This window comes from Paenibacillus sp. J2L1-98, from assembly GCF_056269405.1.
This window is the reverse complement of the sequence record NZ_JBWDNW010000001.1, coordinates 873,631-890,097: the sequence shown is the minus strand read 5'-3', so window position 1 is coordinate 890,097 and position 16,467 is coordinate 873,631. Positions and strand designations below refer to the sequence as shown.

At 49.3% G+C, this 16,467-nt stretch carries 12 protein-coding genes; 9 read left to right on the top strand and 3 right to left on the bottom strand.

Features of this window, described 5'->3' with window-relative positions:
• Nucleotides 1-128 precede the first annotated feature (128 nt).
• The 8 genes from AC0YNZ_RS04005 to AC0YNZ_RS03970 all read left to right on the top strand — a co-directional run bounded on the left by AC0YNZ_RS04005 (nucleotide 129) and on the right by AC0YNZ_RS03970 (nucleotide 11,701).
• Complete coding sequence (locus AC0YNZ_RS04005; RefSeq protein ID WP_475825365.1) at nucleotides 129-1,019, top strand: carbohydrate ABC transporter permease; 891 nt, start codon at nucleotides 129-131, stop codon at nucleotides 1,017-1,019.
• 111 nt (nucleotides 1,020-1,130) lie between these two features.
• Complete coding sequence (locus AC0YNZ_RS04000; protein ID WP_475825364.1) at nucleotides 1,131-1,967, top strand: carbohydrate ABC transporter permease; 837 nt, start codon at nucleotides 1,131-1,133, stop codon at nucleotides 1,965-1,967.
• 29 nt (nucleotides 1,968-1,996) lie between these two features.
• The gene (locus AC0YNZ_RS03995) at nucleotides 1,997-3,763 is read left to right on the top strand and encodes a cache domain-containing sensor histidine kinase (RefSeq protein ID WP_475825363.1); all 1,767 of its coding nucleotides are present in this window, start codon (nucleotides 1,997-1,999) and stop codon (nucleotides 3,761-3,763) included.
• Nucleotides 3,760-5,394 carry a helix-turn-helix domain-containing protein gene (locus AC0YNZ_RS03990; RefSeq protein ID WP_475825362.1) on the top strand — a complete coding sequence of 545 codons (1,635 nt, stop codon included), beginning with the start codon at nucleotides 3,760-3,762 and terminating at the stop codon, nucleotides 5,392-5,394. The genes AC0YNZ_RS03995 and AC0YNZ_RS03990 overlap by 4 nt, the downstream gene beginning before the upstream one ends.
• A 133-nt stretch (nucleotides 5,395-5,527) precedes the next feature.
• Nucleotides 5,528-6,940: an ABC transporter substrate-binding protein gene (locus AC0YNZ_RS03985; RefSeq protein ID WP_475825361.1), complete on the top strand. Its 1,413-nt coding sequence runs from the start codon at nucleotides 5,528-5,530 to the stop codon at nucleotides 6,938-6,940.
• Between the two features lie 83 nt (nucleotides 6,941-7,023).
• Complete coding sequence (locus AC0YNZ_RS03980; RefSeq protein ID WP_475825360.1) at nucleotides 7,024-8,925, top strand: heparinase II/III family protein; 1,902 nt, start codon at nucleotides 7,024-7,026, stop codon at nucleotides 8,923-8,925.
• 20 nt (nucleotides 8,926-8,945) lie between these two features.
• Nucleotides 8,946-11,345, top strand: a complete 2,400-nt coding sequence (locus tag AC0YNZ_RS03975; RefSeq protein ID WP_475825359.1) for a hypothetical protein — start codon at nucleotides 8,946-8,948, stop codon at nucleotides 11,343-11,345.
• A 32-nt stretch (nucleotides 11,346-11,377) separates the two neighbouring features.
• Nucleotides 11,378-11,701 carry a cupin domain-containing protein gene (locus tag AC0YNZ_RS03970; protein ID WP_475825358.1) on the top strand — a complete coding sequence of 108 codons (324 nt, stop codon included), beginning with the start codon at nucleotides 11,378-11,380 and terminating at the stop codon, nucleotides 11,699-11,701.
• A 215-nt stretch (nucleotides 11,702-11,916) separates the two neighbouring features.
• Here the strand turns inward: AC0YNZ_RS03970 and AC0YNZ_RS03965 are convergent, their stop codons facing one another.
• Complete coding sequence (locus tag AC0YNZ_RS03965; protein ID WP_475825357.1) at nucleotides 11,917-12,762, bottom strand: AraC family transcriptional regulator; 846 nt, start codon at nucleotides 12,760-12,762, stop codon at nucleotides 11,917-11,919.
• Between the two features lie 177 nt (nucleotides 12,763-12,939).
• Here AC0YNZ_RS03965 and AC0YNZ_RS03960 point away from each other — a divergent pair, with 177 nt between their 5' ends.
• Complete coding sequence (locus tag AC0YNZ_RS03960) at nucleotides 12,940-14,328, top strand: family 4 glycosyl hydrolase (protein ID WP_475825514.1); 1,389 nt, start codon at nucleotides 12,940-12,942, stop codon at nucleotides 14,326-14,328.
• Nucleotides 14,329-14,472: 144 nt separating this feature from the next.
• Here AC0YNZ_RS03960 and AC0YNZ_RS03955 read toward each other — a convergent pair whose 3' ends face one another.
• Together AC0YNZ_RS03955 and AC0YNZ_RS03950 are read right to left on the bottom strand one after the other, a co-directional pair.
• The gene (locus tag AC0YNZ_RS03955) at nucleotides 14,473-15,534 is read right to left on the bottom strand and encodes an NAD(P)-dependent alcohol dehydrogenase (protein WP_475825513.1); all 1,062 of its coding nucleotides are present in this window, start codon (nucleotides 15,532-15,534) and stop codon (nucleotides 14,473-14,475) included.
• 181 nt (nucleotides 15,535-15,715) lie between these two features.
• Nucleotides 15,716-16,111: a MerR family transcriptional regulator gene (locus AC0YNZ_RS03950; RefSeq protein ID WP_475825356.1), complete on the bottom strand. Its 396-nt coding sequence runs from the start codon at nucleotides 16,109-16,111 to the stop codon at nucleotides 15,716-15,718.
• Nucleotides 16,112-16,467 lie beyond the last annotated feature (356 nt).

Below are 16,467 nucleotides of genomic sequence, written 5' to 3'. Positions count from 1 at the left end.
AGATACTTATTGCGAGAGGACAAACGGGACAATAGTGGTTTCGTCCCCCCAGCTTCATTGATTGCCCCATCCCGGATGCCTGACGGCATCCTATACAATGAAGCTACAAGACGGGAGGAGATGAAAGCATGCATAAAAATCGAATCGGAGCTTATTTGTTTAGCTTTCCCAGCTTTTTCCTGACGATGGCACTCGGCATCTATCCGGTATTATGGGCGCTCCGATATATGTTCTACGATTACCAGGGGTACGGCACGCCGAAATTTGTCGGACTCGGCAATTTTGCGAGGGTCGCCCGGGATGCCGAGTTTTGGCAATCGGTTGCGAACACGTTCGTGTATGCAGGCGGCAAGCTGATCATCACGCTGCCGTTATCGCTTGTATTGGCCGTTATTCTTAATCGCAAGCTGCGCGGGCGGCATGCCTTTAGGGCGATTTTTTTTCTGCCGACGATCTTCAGCGCATCGGTCATGTCCATCGTATTTTATATTGTATTTAACTCTTACAACGGCATAATCAATCAATACCTGCTAAAGCTGAACTTGGTGTCCGGCCCTATCGACTGGCTCGGCGCAGCTTATGCGATGCTGACCATCGTTGTAATCGCTGTCTGGGGCGCCGTAGGCAACTATATGCTGCTCTTCATCGCCGGGCTTCAAAGCATTCCGGAGGACGTCTATGAGGCGGCGTCGCTGGACGGCGTAAATCCTGCCCAGCGTTTGTGGTTTATCACGATCCCGATGCTGGGACCCGTGCTGCAGATGATCATCATGCTTGCCATCACGACCTCCCTGAAAGGCTATGAGAGCATAATGGTATTGACGGAAGGCGGCCCCTTCGGCAAAACGGAGGTCATGTACCTGTACCTGTACAAGCTGTTTTTCCCGCTGACTACGACGGGCTCCTCCGTTCAGAACATCGGGTACGGCAGCGCGATCGGCTTCACGACCGCCGTCATCGTCGGCTTGGTCACCTGGCTGTATTTCTGGCTGTCGAAGAAGCTGAATAACGTTTATTAAATGATAAGATTTTAATAGTTTCATAGCTTTTCATTGACTTATCATTCATCGCGAAACGAGCTGTCCCTCCCAAAGGACGGCGACAGCCGTTTACGCTTGGGGGGATGGAACATGACGATTCGTAAAATGCTGATCAGAACGCCGGTATGGCTGCTGCTGCTGGCGACGGCGGCGTTGATGCTGTTTCCGATTGCGATTGCGCTGCTGGGCTCCTTCAAGACGAACTTGGAGCTGACGACGGGAGCTACATTTTTTCCGGAAAAGTGGCAATTCAAAAATTATGTGCAAGCCTGGAATCAAGCGGATTTTTCCGGCTTTACGTTTAACAGCCTCTATGTGGCGGTCTTTGCCACGGTCGGCACCTTGCTCGTATCCGCAATGGCGGCTTATGCGGTCGAGCGCGTCGCTTTTAAAGGAAAGAAGCTGTTCATTTTTCTTCAGTCGTTTACGTTGTTCATTTCCATCGGGGCCGTCGTGCTGCGTCCGCAGTTCGATTTGATGGTGTCGATTGGATTGCAGAAATCATTATGGGGTGTCATAATCATTTTAATTAGCGCTCACGCTACCGCATTCTTCATGGTGATCGGCTTTTTCCGCAGCATTCCGAAGGATTTGGACGAAGCGGCGCTCATTGACGGCTGCAATTTCTATTCCACCTTCTGGAGAATCATTTTGCCGCTCCTTAGGCCAGCGCTGGCTGTCGTAGCGCTGTTCACCTTCCGGAACGCATGGAACGAATATATTCTGCCGCTTGTGTTCTCGCTGTCGCGGCCTGATTTGCAAACGCTTCCTGTCGGTCTGGCCAACCTGAGATACGGGGCGGGGGCAGCCGTGGAGAATCAATTGATGCTTGCAGGTGCATGCATCTCTATACTACCTCTTCTTATCGTATATATTTTCGCTAACCGCTCATTCATGCAGGTAACGGTCGGCTCCGTCAAGGGCTGATAATCTCATATGCTGAGGCGATGGACAACATGAAACGTTTATTAAGAAAGATGTCGCTAAAAAAACGGCTTTGGGTCTCTTTCGTTTTGCTGACCGTCGTTTGTATATCAGTCACGGGAACTTATGTTTCCGTGTTTTTTTCTCGTGAAATGGAAACGCAGGCGACCAAGACGAGCCAGGAAACGCTGAACAAAACGGCGCAGGTGTTCGATGAGCGTCTGCGCAATATCGTCGTGTCGATCTCCACGCTCATGATGGGAGAGCCGTTTCAGAGTACGATGCATGATGTTCAGGCGGGGAACAGCAAGGATTACTATAACCGGCTTTCCCAACTGCAAACGCCCTTTGCCCAAATGATGATTGCCGAGCAGTCGATTGACTCGGTGCTGGTGCATACCCCTATAGGCGATTTTTACCCAACGGAGAGCAGGAAGAACACGAAGGTTGATTTTGCCAATACCTCGATCCAAGCGGCAATTCAGGGCACAAAGGAGATGTGGAGCACGCTTTGGGTGCGGGGGCATGCCGAGGAGCTGTTCAGCAGAGGAAATCCGGTTATTTCCTTAATCATCAAGCCATTATTTGAAATGCCGCTGCCGGGCGTTTATGTCGTCGTGAATATCCGGGAAGACCATCTGCAGGAGCTGATCCAGGCTCATTTGCAGGAGGGCAGCCTCCGGCAGCTCGTCGTAGACCGCAGCAGCCGGGCCGTATTCTCCTCCGTTCCCGTCGTGCCGGAGAACGGCATGACGCTGGATAAGAGGATCGGCAGCAGCGACAACGGCCACTTTGAATACGTGCCTGAGAACGGCGATCCCTATCTGGTCAACTATGCGGCTCTAGGCATGAATGCCGATTGGGTGCTCATCGGCTATCAATCCAAGTCCAAGCTGCTCGCACCCGTCCAGCATATGCGATGGACGATTCTAACGATCATGGGCGTCTGCGTCGTGCTGGCCCTCATTATATCGAGCATGCTGTCGGAGCTTCTGCTCAAGCCGCTGTTTAAGCTGCGCAACCTGATGTTTAAGGTTGAGCAGAATCAACTCGACGTCCGGTTCGAGAGCGCGTTCGAGGATGAGATCAGTCAGGTCGGCCATAAGTTCAACCGGATGCTCGAGCAGATCGGCGAGCTGATCGGGGAGGTCAAAGCATCCGAGCAGGAGAAACGGAAATCAGAAATCAAAGCGCTGCAGGCGCAGATCGATCCCCATTTTTTGTACAACACGTTAAATACGATTTATTGGAAAAGCGAAATGGAGGAGCATCGGGATGTAAGCGGGATGATTGTTTCGCTTTCGCTGCTGTTCCGGCTGGGGCTTAACAACGGCAGGGAAATTACGACGCTGGGGCAGGAGCTCGAGCACGTGAAGCAATATTTGAGCCTGCAGGCGAAGTGTTATCCCGATTTGTTTGATTATGAAATGCCGGAGGTGGACGAGAAGCTGCTGGGCATTCCCGTTCTCAAAATATTACTGCAGCCGCTCGCGGAAAATTCAATTTTGCACGGTTTTCAGGAGCTGCCCCACCGCGGACGCATTCGGATAGATGCGGCAGCGGAAGGCGGCCTGCTGACGCTCACCGTCACAGACAACGGCAGCGGGATGGATGCGGAGCGCATCGAAAAAATGCTGAACGGGCCGGAGACGGAGCAGGCCAGCTACGCCTTATCAAATGTACGCGCCAGACTATCGCTATATTACGGATACAAGGCTTCAATGAAGCTGGAAAGCGAGCCGGACGTGGAAACTTCCGTTAAGCTGATCATTCCTGTACAAGAGGTGGTAAACGGATGAATGGAATTACGATGTGCATTATCGATGATGTGAAGACGGTGATAGACGGCATTATGAAGAAGATTCCATGGGCGGAGCACGGCATCGAGATCGTAGGCACGGCCGTTAACGGCAAGGACGGTCTGCAATTGATCAGGGACAAGCGCCCGGATATCGTGCTGACCGACATCCGGATGCCGATGCGAAGCGGAATCGATATGGTCCGGGAGCTGAAGGAAGGCGGTGAGCAATGGTCTAAGGTTATTTTTTTTAGCGGCTATTCCGATTTCTCTTATGCCCAGGAATCGGTGAGGCTTGGAGCGTTCGATTATTTGGTCAAGCCCTTTACGACGCAGCAGATTATCGATGTGGTGCTTCGCGCCAAAGCCCGGATTGAGGCGCAGCGGCTGGAGCAAACGGGACGGATGGCTCTGGAGAGGAAGGTAAGAGAGAGCCTGCCCTATTTGCGTCAGGAATATTTCCGCCTGCTGGTCCGACATGACGAGCTGCCTGAGCGTGCCTTAGAAAAATGGGAGTTTCTCGGCATTGATATGGGAACCCGCGGGTTCGTGGCAATGGCTGTGCAAATAGATGGATTAATGAATGAGCGTTCGCCGCTGTCCGTACACGAAGTGGAGCTTATCCGGTTTGCTGTTCAGAATATTATGGAGGAAACCATTAAGAAGCAGGCGAAGGGAATCGTGTTTCGCGAGCATTTGGGTTATTTCGTCATCGTGCTGAATTTGGAGGAGGGAGCCGAGGTGCTCGCGATCGCGGAGGCTTGCATGCAAAATGTAAATCAATATGCGAAGCGGGATATTTCGATTGGCGTGGGCAGCTGGGTGGAAGGGATCGGGAAAATCGCACTTTCATACGAGCAGGCCAAGACGGCGCTCAGCTACCAGTTTTATTCCGGCAGCGGGTGCATCATTTCCTATAGCGACATTGAACGGCAGAGCCATATGACACCGCATTATTCCCCGGACAAAGAGACGGAGCTGCTGTACTGCCTTCGGTCGGGCAACCGGGAGGCGACGGAGCGGCTGTTGAAGAGCATATCGGAGGAATGCCTGCATTACCCGGCGCCGCCCGATCCCGCAGTTATGACCAATTTATTTTACGGGCTGGCATTCTCCATGTACCGCGTCATAGCCGAGAAAGCCGAGCCCTGGCAGCGAATGTGGCTGGATGAGCGCTTGAGCGCCATGAAGAAGGATTCCTATCTCTCGACCTCCGAGCTGATCGGGGATGTGCTGGAGTTCGGGCTGACCGGCTGCGAGTGGCTTCAGAAGCGGCAGAAGAACGATGTCGGCCAGCTGATCCACCAGGCTTTGAATTACGTGAGAGGCCGGCTGGGCAGCGACCTCACGGTCCAGGAGTGCGCGGGCGTCGTGCATTTGAGTCCAAGCTATTTTTCCAATTTGTTTAAAAAGGAAACGGGAATGACGTTCATGCAGTACGTAACTTCCGAGCGCATGGAGAAGGCGAAGGAGCTGCTGCTGGAAGGCATGCAGGTACAGGATATCACCTTTGAGCTCGGCTATCGGGACAGGCCGTATTTCAGCGAGCTGTTTAAGAAGCATACGGGGGTGACGCCGTCCGAATTCCGCGCCAAGTATGAAAGTACGGCGTCCAAATTTAAATCAGAGTAATTTTACCCTCCCAGGATCGTGCATTTGACCTTCATGGACAAAGGCGGCAGGGTGCTACAATGAGGTCAGCAAGGTGAACCGTACGGGATAGGCCGTGGGACGCCGCTTGCCAAACAAAGGGGAGGTTCGAAAGATGAAGAAATGGTTCGTTACGAAGAGTACGCTTTCGGTCTGTTATTTGCTGGTTCTTGCCGTTATGCTGGCGGCATGCTCGGCGGGTAACGGGGCGGATAATACGGCAGCGCCCGAAGCAGGAGAAGGCAGCAGCAGCGCTGCCAAGACGAAAATTTCCTATTGGACGGCGGATCGCCACGATATGGATTATATGCAGCAGCAGGTGGATACCTTTAATGCGACCAACCAGGATAATATCGAAGTGGAAATGAAGGTGATGGCCGATAATTACAATCAGGCGCTGGAAGTGGCGTTTGCGAGTAACCAGGCTCCTGATATTTTCAAGAGCGGCGATTTCCAGAATTATTTGAGCAAAGGCTACTATGCCCAGCTTGACACGCTGCTGAGCAAGGAGTTCCTGGCGAAGTTCGACGGTCTGCTGGTCGAAGATATTTATTCAAAGCAAGGCCATGTCTATACGCTTCCGAATACCGGTCAGTACTGGCGTCTGCTCTATAATGCAGATTTGCTGGAGAAGGCAGGCTATACCGAGCCTCCGAAGACGCTTGACGAGATGGTCGAGTATGCGAAAAAAATAACGGAGCAAGGCAAGGCGGAAGGCGTATACGGCTTTGCAAGCAATTTTAAGAACGGCTCGGGCTTTACGCGTCCGGCTTTCGCATCGGGCACGCTTAGCTCGGAAACCAGCCATGAGGGCTATAATTTTCAAACCGGGGAATTCGACTTCGGTATGTACCGCGACATTGCGGAGGCGCTTCGCCAAATTAAAGCGGACGGCAGTATGATCCCCGGGGCGGAATCGCTTGACATCGATCCGCTGCGCGCGCAATTTGCACAAGGAAAAATCGGGATGTACGTGAACCATTCCAGCGAGCCGGCGGTGTACACCTCGCAGTTCCCGACGGACATTCGCTGGGCAACGGCGCTCGTGCCTACGAAGGACGGCCAAATGAACGGCGTTACGTGGGTCAATGCGGGAGGTTATCTGGCGATCAGTGCCAAATCGGACAAGCAGGAAGCTGCCGTGAAGTTTTTGGAGTATTTATACGACACTGAGCTGCGTTCGGATTATCAGGAGAAGGGGCTTGGACTTTCCGTTTTGCCTTACGTCAACGAGGCGGCCGGCAAGCCAGAGCTCCCAGGCATCGAAGGGTTTCTTCCAACCAAATATGACGGAATCTATCCAGCGACGCCTCTGTCGATCACGGAGACGAAGCTCGAGGGCAAGAAGTTCACCGACGTATTTATCGAATATATTTTGACGGGCAATCAGGAGCTGGACGTTGCTATTAAGGATTTGAACGACAGATATGGCAAGGCGCTCGAAGCGGCCCGTGCGGAAGGGATGACGAATATAAAGGCCGATCCGTCATTCAGCGCCAAGAACCTGCAGGGGTCCCTGGGCGAATAGAGGTCCTGCCAGCGGAGAGACTGCCTGCAAGGGCGGTCTCTCTTTTTTTACAGGCAGTAGAAAGCAGGAAAGGCGGCGGACAGGTGAGCGAGGGGAGAGTGGAATTGGTGGATCATTTGTTCTTTAAAGCAGAGCAAAGAAGTGAATGGGGTGAGCGCTTCAAACGGCTTTTTCCCGAGAAGGCGTCTGAAGCAATTGCGGAGGCAAACCGCTGGATAGAGGGAAGCAGCTTTATTTGGAAAAATACCGAGATCGACATGCGATCGCCGATCGATTGGCTTCATAATCCGACAGGAGACAAGGAATTTACATGGGGAATTAACCGCTTTAAGCATCTCCGTTCCTTAGGCACGGCTTATGCCTGTACAGGCGACGAGAAATATGCGGCGAAGGCCTTGGAGCATATTTTGGGATGGATTGACTCCCAGCCATGTCCGAGCGGATTGCCAGCGGAAGAAATCACCTATTTCCAAAGGCCAGGTCCTTGGCGGCTATTGGAGACGGGTCTCAGGCTTCGCCAATGGGTTTATGCTTATCATTTTTTTCATGGGTCGGAAAGCTGGACCGAAAGCTCGGAGCAGCGGTTTTTTGAATCCGTGAAGGAGCATGCCTGGTTCCTCTCGACCTATACCGCAAGCATAGAAATCAACCACTCCATCATGCATATGATCGGCCTGCTTAGCGCAGGGCTTACCTTTGCGTCATGGGAGGAGAGCGCGGGGTGGTGCAGTACGGCGGCGAAAAGGCTGGAGGAGTGCATTCGCGTGCAGGTTTTGCCCGATGGCGTTCATACCGAGCTGACCCCGCACTATCATATGGTGTCGCTTGAGCTGTTCATCGATTGCGCGGTAATGCTGAAAAAACGCGGACTCGCGTTCTCGGAGGAGTATGAGCGCATATTAGCGGGGATGGTGCGATTCGCGCGCTGCATGACGAGGCAGGACGGCAGCATGGCTCCGTTTGCGGACTCCTATGCAAGCCACCCGCCGGATCTGGGCGCGGCGGCTCTTTATTATGATCGACCGGACTGGATGCTTGCCGAGCAGCTGCATGAGCAGTTTTGGACGATCGGCCCTGAGCGGATCGTCCATATGCTTGCGGATGATGAAAGCAGGAGGCACCAGACTATCGCCGAGGATGAGAAGCTGCCTTTCGCATTCCCGAAAGCCGGGTATTACGGGCTTGGCGACGGCGAGCAGAAGCTGATTTTCGATGCTGCCGCGTTAGGGGGCCCCCATGGTCATGCGGATGCGCTCTCCTTCGAATGGTGCGCATACGGCGAAGCTTTGTTTGTGGATCCGGGAACGTATACCTATATGGAGACTCCTTGGCGCCGTTATTTCAAGAGCACATCCGCGCATAACACCGTCCTTGTGGACGGGCAGGATCAAACGCCGTATTTGCGCACGCAGCGGTGGGGAGAGCCGGAGGCCCGGGTTGCTTTGAAAGCTTGGGATCCCGAAAGACAGATGATTTGCGCGGAGCACGACGGGTACGCGGACCGCGGTATTATGCACAAGCGTGCGTTGTGGTTTCTAGCAAGCGGCGAGTGGGTCATTTATGACAGCTTGACGGGAACGGGAGGACATACCTATCAGCATCGTCTGCATAGCAGGCTCCTGAACTGGAAGGTGGAAAAGCAGGTGGAGGAGCATGCAGCCAAGTTTTACGCCAAAGGCAGCGGATTGGCAGGCGGAACTTCGCCACTGGGGTGCGAAATGCTTGTATTTGGACCAGAAGCGTTGGAGTTTGACGTGGAGGACAGCTGGGAATCGGTCCATCCGATGACGATGCAGCCCCTTAAGGTGCTTCAAGGTCTGCTGGCATCTGCGGAAGGCGCTTGGTTTATTACCGTGCTAAGACCGTGCCGCGGAAGCGGGGAATTACAGCCCGTAGAATGGAGCATCAGCAACGATGAGTATGGCCATCCCGTCCTAAGTTTGAGCCGGACTGGAGAAATAACCCGGTTTCATATGCCTGTATGAAAATAAAAGAGGTGAAAGATATGGAGGAAATGAGCGGATTTATTACCCATTATCTGATATCAGGACCGCTGTTTACCGATTTTACAGCTGACAAAACCGACAAAAACCAAATACGCTATGAGCAGTATTTAAGATCCATCGTTGCTGAAAGGAATAAACCGGCGCCGTCCGATGAAATACGAATCGGTGAGCGCAGCGAATTGGGGCTGCCCTGGGAGTATTACTATCCGGGAAGCGGCTTTGTGAATGTCAGCCAGTTTTCGGTGACACCGAAGAAGGTAGAGCTGCTGGCAGCAACCGGGCTTGTCGCCCAAGAAGACATTGAGGTCCGGGCGAATCTGTGGACTTATACGGCTGTGGATGTTTGGCTGGGCGACCGGAAAATCTGTTCTGTCACCGAGCCGGTTTATAAGCCGATTAAGAAGCAGGAAATAAAGCTGGACCTCAAAAAGGGCTACAACGCTTTATTAATCCGCATGCAGAATTTGGCGGTCCGGGACACCAGAAACATATTTGGCATTCAATTATTGGAGCATAGGGGCAAAATAGCATCGGCACTGCCTGACGCTGAATACGCGAAGCCGTTCCTTGCGCTGGACCATTGGCTGTCCGGCATTGAAACGAAAGGAAACCGTCTATGCTTTCCGGCGGATGCGCCCTGCAAAGTCTTTCTGACTTATGATGACGCGAGCAATGACAAAGAATGCGTTGACGTTAGCGGCAAGAGCTATGTGGATGTCAAAAACGAAACGGTCATGGCTGTTGTTTATGGAGAGATCCAGCATAAAAAATTGATCCGTAAAATCGAATTGCTCCACAACAAAAAGCCTGTGTACCGAAAATCAGCATCGTCAGATGAAATTAGGAAGGCTATGTTTGATGAGCTTTCCTTAATCGGAGCGGAACCGACGTTTCAGCCGCTGCGCTTTGGCTTGTTCTATGTGCTGGCGCGCTGGCATATGGGGAAGAAAGCTGTACACGATGAGGCCCATATTAACCAGGCGCTTGAACAGATTGAGAGAAGGGAAGACTGCTCGGACTTTTTTCTGGCAGGATTGCTCCGCCTGATGCAATCGTATTCCCTGCCTGCTGCCTTATCCGAAAAGGCGGAACAAGCGATTCTGAACTACCGGTACTGGATGACGGAGGACGGTTCAGACGGCATGTGCTTTTGGAGTGAGAATCATGCGCTGATGTTCTACATTTGCGCATTCATGGCGGGCAATCAATATCCGGATAAAATATTTCCAAGGTCAGGCCGCACCGGCGTGGAAGTCAGCGAAGCAGCTAAAGACAGGATACAGCAGTGGCTGGAGGATATAGAAGAATACGGATTTGAAGAGTTTTTAAGCGCCGATTATATGTGCGTAACATTGGGAGCTTTATTAAATGTCGTTGACTACATGGAAGAAGAAGAAGCCGCAAGGGCTGCCAGGTTGATCGATTTAATGCTGAAATCATTTGCCTGCCATACCTTCCGGGGCTCCATCATTGCGCCGCAGGCAAGAATATACCGTTCCGTTATTCTTCCGTTTACCCAGTCTGCCCAGTCTTTGATCCATCTGCTGAATGCCGGGACTCCAGTCGGCAACAGCGAATGGATGGTCTTTTTAATGAACAGCAAGTACCGGTTGCCGTATCATTATGCAAGTCTTATGAACGAGCCCTTGGAGATGGAGTATCAGACCGGAAACGCTTGGATTAAGCTTAAAAAGCAGCAGAATTATATGCTGACCTCGGTACAGTCACCGAGATACGATGAGAAGCCTTCATTCTGGGAAAATATTAGTTTTGACGATTCCGCCGATGTAGAATCCAATTTATATATTAAATCCTTTAACGAGCGATTTCACGGAACATCGCGTTTTGAACCGGGAGTGCATGGTTATCAGCAGCATATGTGGTATGCAGCGCTTGATAATGATACCGTAGTGTTTACCAACCATCCGGGGGAGATGGCGGATGACGGCGGCATGCGCCCGGGCTACTGGTATGGGAACGGCATCATGCCGGCAATCAAACAACAGGGCAATTTGCTTGGCGTGATTTATGATATCGGAGAAGACCATCCGATTGCATTTACCCATCTGTTTTTTCCAGCAAGCAAATTTGATTCCGTTTCAAAGAATGGGCAATGGCTGTTTGGACAAAAGGATGGCGGATATGCAGCAATCTGGTGCAGCGATGTGATGGTTCCTCATAACGACCGCCTGATGGATTGCGAATACCGCGTTTATGGAAGCAGGATGGCGTATATTTGCCAGTGCGGCTCAAAAGAGGAATTTGAAAGCTTGGGTCATTTTAAAGACTATTGTCAACTGCTCTCGCCTTCTTTCGATCATTCAAAACTCAAGCTTTCTGCTTCAAACGGGTATGTTCTGTCATCAATCAGGCACGAAAACAAAACTCAGTACGTTTAGGTTAATGTTGGAATAAAAAGGAGGACGGTGCAATGAGCAGATTGAACATATGGGAAAACGCCGAGCCGGGCGTGAAACGGAAAATATTTACTCCGGGCCAGACGATCATGATGATGGAGGTTCATTTTGAGGAGGGAGCTGAAGGTTATATGCACAGTCATGTGCATGAGCAGCTTTCTTACTGTATGAAGGGGCAGCTGGAGTTTTCAGTCAACGGAGAGAAAGTCGTCGTCTCGGCGGGAGAGACGATCTGCATTCCGAGTCTTGCCGAGCATGGTTGCCGCGCCCTTCAGAAGAGCATATTGCTGGACACTTTCACTCCGATCAGACAGGATTTAATCGATAGCAAGGAATGACAGATTCATCCCAACTCAACCAGTTTAAAAAGAGGAGCAGGTTACGCTGAACACCCCCGTCAAGTAGACAGAACAAATAATTAAAAACAGTTAGGCGGCCTTGGTCCTGAATTCCACCGGACTGAGGCCGTTTAATTTCGCTTGTAATCGTTCGTAATTGTGGCCAAGTCGTAGAACGTGGCTTTTTATATTGCAATGTTAAACTTTAAACTACATTACTCGAATTTTGACGGAGGAACGTTATAGTATTTTTTAAAAGCTTTCGAAAACGTGAACGCGTCGGGATAACCGAGAAAGCCGGCGATCTGTTGGACCGTATACTTTTTTTCGTAGAGATATTCCCTCGCAAGGTTCATTTTGATCTGATAAATGTACTGCCCCGGTGTGATGCCCAAGGCTTTTTTGAAATAAGAGATAAAATACTTTTCGGATAGGCCAACAAGCGCCGCAAGTTCATTCATTTTAATGGATTGATGCAGATTGTCGGTAACGTATGTGAAAACAGGCTGCAGGACGTCCAGACTTCTCTCGGATTTTTTCGGTGTTCTCCCGTTCATAAATGCCCCAATATATAGACCTTGTCCGTGGAGTTCAATGATTTTAGCGACAACGGCCGTCAGACAAGCCTTTAAATACAAACGGTTCCCCGGCATGCTGCTTAGCTGCTTCGATTGATAGAAGGATTTTCCTAAAAGAGCACATTCCTCCCGGATCAGATCCTTCGGTATAATTCCCGAGAGCTGAAAATCGCTCAGAATGCGTTGCTGCTTTCCGATCCCGAAATCGAAATGAATATAAATAAACCGACAACCTTCACCGGTGGTAGCTGCCATATAGGGCATCCCGGGGTAAAATAAGACCACGTCTCCCGGATTTGCCGTATGTTCGATGCCGTCTATCTTAATTTTGACGATTCCGGATTGAACGAGCCAAAGATCGTAATCGATATGCGCCTTGTGCTCGACCCAATTCCCGTCGTGAACAGGCTCCCAAAAAGATTTCATGCGAAGCGCGATGAATTCTGACAATTCGTTGAGAACTCCCATGTCCGTCCGTTTCATATCCTCTGCCTTCCTTTACCACAAGACATTGTTCAAATAATATCACTATACCATTAATAATAATAATCATGAACAATCTTACTATTTGACATATATCTGAAACTATCTCATATTCTGCTTTCGAATCATTCACCTATAATTAGGCTATAACCAGTTAAGGGGGACTCGATCTTGAATGTGAACGGAGAGAAAGTACAGCAACCGAAGGTGGTTGTCATCGGAGCGGGAAGTTTGTTCTTTGGGAGACAGTCGATTTGGCAAATGGTTCACTCGAAATATTTGAACAACGGTACGCTTGCTTTGGTAGATACGGACGAAGAAAAACTATCCAAGATGGTACGGCTTGCCGAAATGGTTGCGAGGGAAAACAATGTACCGCTTAAGGTAGAAGGCTCGACGGATCGGAGACAGGTACTGAAAGGCGCGAATTTCGTAGTTCTTAGCTTTGCCGAGGATACGGTAAAATATCGCGGCATCGATTGCGAAATTTCCTTAAAATACGGTATTCGCATGTGTTCGGGTGATACCATCGGTCCCGGCGGGATTTTTAGGGCGATGAGAGAGCTGCCGGTCATCATGGAGTGTGCCAAAGATATTGAAGAGCTTTGTCCTGACGCATGGGTAATCAATTATATTAATCCCTCTACGGTTCATGGGATCGCCTTAAGCCGGTATGCGCCGAATCTGAAATCGTTCGCACTGTGCGACAGTCATCATATGCCGCACATAAAAGCGTATTATGCGGTTCGAGCGGGGATCATTCAGGATAGAAAAGAGTTTACCGAGGAGATCGACCGGAAGTTTGATTTCCGGGTGGCCGGCGTCAATCACTTCACCTGGCTGCTTAAGGCGGAGTATGACGGAACGGACGTTATGGCCCCGATCGCCGAGGCATTAAGAAAGTCGGCGGCTACGGAAAACAACGGCGGGGATACCGGCGCGAAAGCGCTATATAACGATGCCGTCACCTATGAGCTTTATCATATTTTCGGGTATGTCCCGACATGTACGGCCCATACCAAAGAATACGTCCGGTACTGGCAGGGGCTTGGCAAGACGAACGACGCCATCCCGCCTTTAAAGATTTGGGAAACGGAAGACCGGTATAAGCGTCACGAAGAGATGTGGCGGCAAGTGGACGACTTCATTACCGGGAGTATACCGATCGCCGATTATATGAAAACCTTTGGCCCCGATCATGCAACGGATATTATCGAAAACATGGTCGGCAATTTGGGGAAACGCTTCTTCATCAATACGCTCAATAACGGTGCGGTCACTAATATGAACGACGACTCGTTCCTTGAACTGTTATGCGAAGTAAGCATGGATGGAGCCAAGCCGGTTCCCGTGGGAGAAATGCCGCGAGGAATTCGAGGGATGCAGGAACTGGTGCTGGATACGCACGAACTAACTGCGGAGGCTGTTGTGGAACGGAACTTCGTGAAATTGAGAAGGGCGATGATGACCGATCCGCTAATTCATTCCATCCATGATGCGGATATGATTATTAAAGAGTTGTTGGAACTGGAAAGGGAGATCATCCCGAGAGATTGGTATGAATAAACGTTCATACGAAGAAGGACCGCGTCGACGATCCTTCTTTGGATAGCAAAAAGCCATCGTTTTGATCAAACTTTGTTCAAAACGATGGCTTTTTATCTATTTTCATCAAATCCGGTTCAAGTTGGTAGAAAGCATCTTTGCGAGTTATAAAGTAGAGATGTCAATAACGAATCGATACCGAACATCACTTTGGAGGACACGCTCATACGCTTCATCAACTTGGTCTGCACTGATCACTTCAATCATAGGGGCAATGCCGTGTTCAGCTGCGAAATCGAGCATTTCCTGGGTTTCACGAATTCCACCAACGAGTGAACCTGCAATGCTGCGACGACCCATAATTAATGAAAATACATGATACTTATCTGGTTCAGCTGGTGCGCCAACATTTACAAGTGTCCCATTAATGCGAAGTAGTGATACATACGCATCAACATCCAGATTTGCAGACACGGTGTTTAAGATCAGATCAAAAGTACCTGCTAATTCTGTAAATGTAGCGGGATCGCTTGTCGCATAGTAATGATCTGCGCCAAATTCCAATGCTTCCTCTTTCTTACTATTAGAGCGACTCAATACTGTTACTTCAGCACCCATAGCATGAGCAAATTGAATCGCTACGTGGCCAAGTCCCCCCATTCCTACAATAGCAACCTTCTTACCTGGGCCAGCGTTCCAGTGTTTCAAGGGAGAGAATGTAGTAATTCCTGCACATAATAGCGGGCTTGCCATATCCATATCCAGACCGTCTGGAATACGGACAACGAACCCTTCCGTTACTACGATTTTTTGGCTATATCCTCCGTATGTTGGATTACCATCGTAGTCTAGACCATTATATGTGTTGATAACACCTTTCGTACAATATTGCTCCTCGCCACTGAGGCAGTATTCGCATTCTCCGCAGGAATCAACAAAGCAGCCAACGCCAACGCGGTCACCAACGACATATTTGGTCATTTCTGTTCCTACTGCTTCTACGACTCCGGCAATTTCATGACCAGGAACCATTGGGAAGATTCCACCGCCCCATTCACCGAACGCACTGTGAATATCAGAGTGGCAAATGCCACTAAACTTAATATCTATTAAAATATCGTGTGGCCGTAATTCTCTCCGCTCAATAGTGGTCTTTTCAAATGGCGCTTTTGCACTCGGGGCACTTAGAACACGTGTCGTTGTCATGTTTCTATGATTATTGCACATAAAAGATAACACAATCCTTTCTTTTGTAAATAATAAGTTGACTGAAGAAGTAACTCGCATCAACTTATTTTTAATGTATTTAAAAGCTACAAGAATAGCTTAATCCTTAATGTTGACTTTAAGGCAAGGTTTTTTTTGAAGTCGCACTTCATTTTACAATCCGTCACAACAAAAAATCTTATTAAAGTAAGTTCTTAATTAAGCTTTCTTTGTGGTACTTCTTTTCTAATTCATCGTAGTATTCTATTTTCGATTCAATTTTTATAAAAGCTTTATCCAAGTCTCTTTTTTTCTCCATCATTTTTTCTTTATGTTTTTCAAATATTTGTTTGCGTTGCGAGGCTGTACTGTCTCCTTCTTTCGTTAATTCCACGATCGCACGTAACTCTGAAAGAGGTATGTCCGTTTTTCGTAAACATACAATAAGCTCTAACCATAATAAATCTGCTTCGTTAAAAATACGATTTCCATTTTCATCTCTTTTTATAAAAGGTAGAAGACCCTCTTGTTCATAATATCGGAGTGTATGTGCAGGCAACCCTATCTTTTCTGCTGCTTCTTTTATATGAATTTCCATTGTATCCTCCATAAATCTTTTTATTGTTCTTATTACTGTGATCTATCCCTGAGGTTTAATTATAGACCTTAAAGTGGACTTTAATGCAACATCGCGTTTTCATCTTCTTCTGGGAATTTAAGAATGTCTCTTGACTTAAAGTCGACTTTAAGGGTTATTGTTGTTTTATATAGAAAATAAAGAAGAAGTAAGGAAGGTTGGATGATGGATTTTTATGGCAACGAAGTAAGTTGCTTATATTTATATTGACGGTAGGAGTTTTCGGCATTTTAAGTACTGAAATGGGTGTTATTGGCATATTGCCTTTGATTGCTGATTCTTGGAAACGATATTGGATTGCTTTTAATTTATTTGCT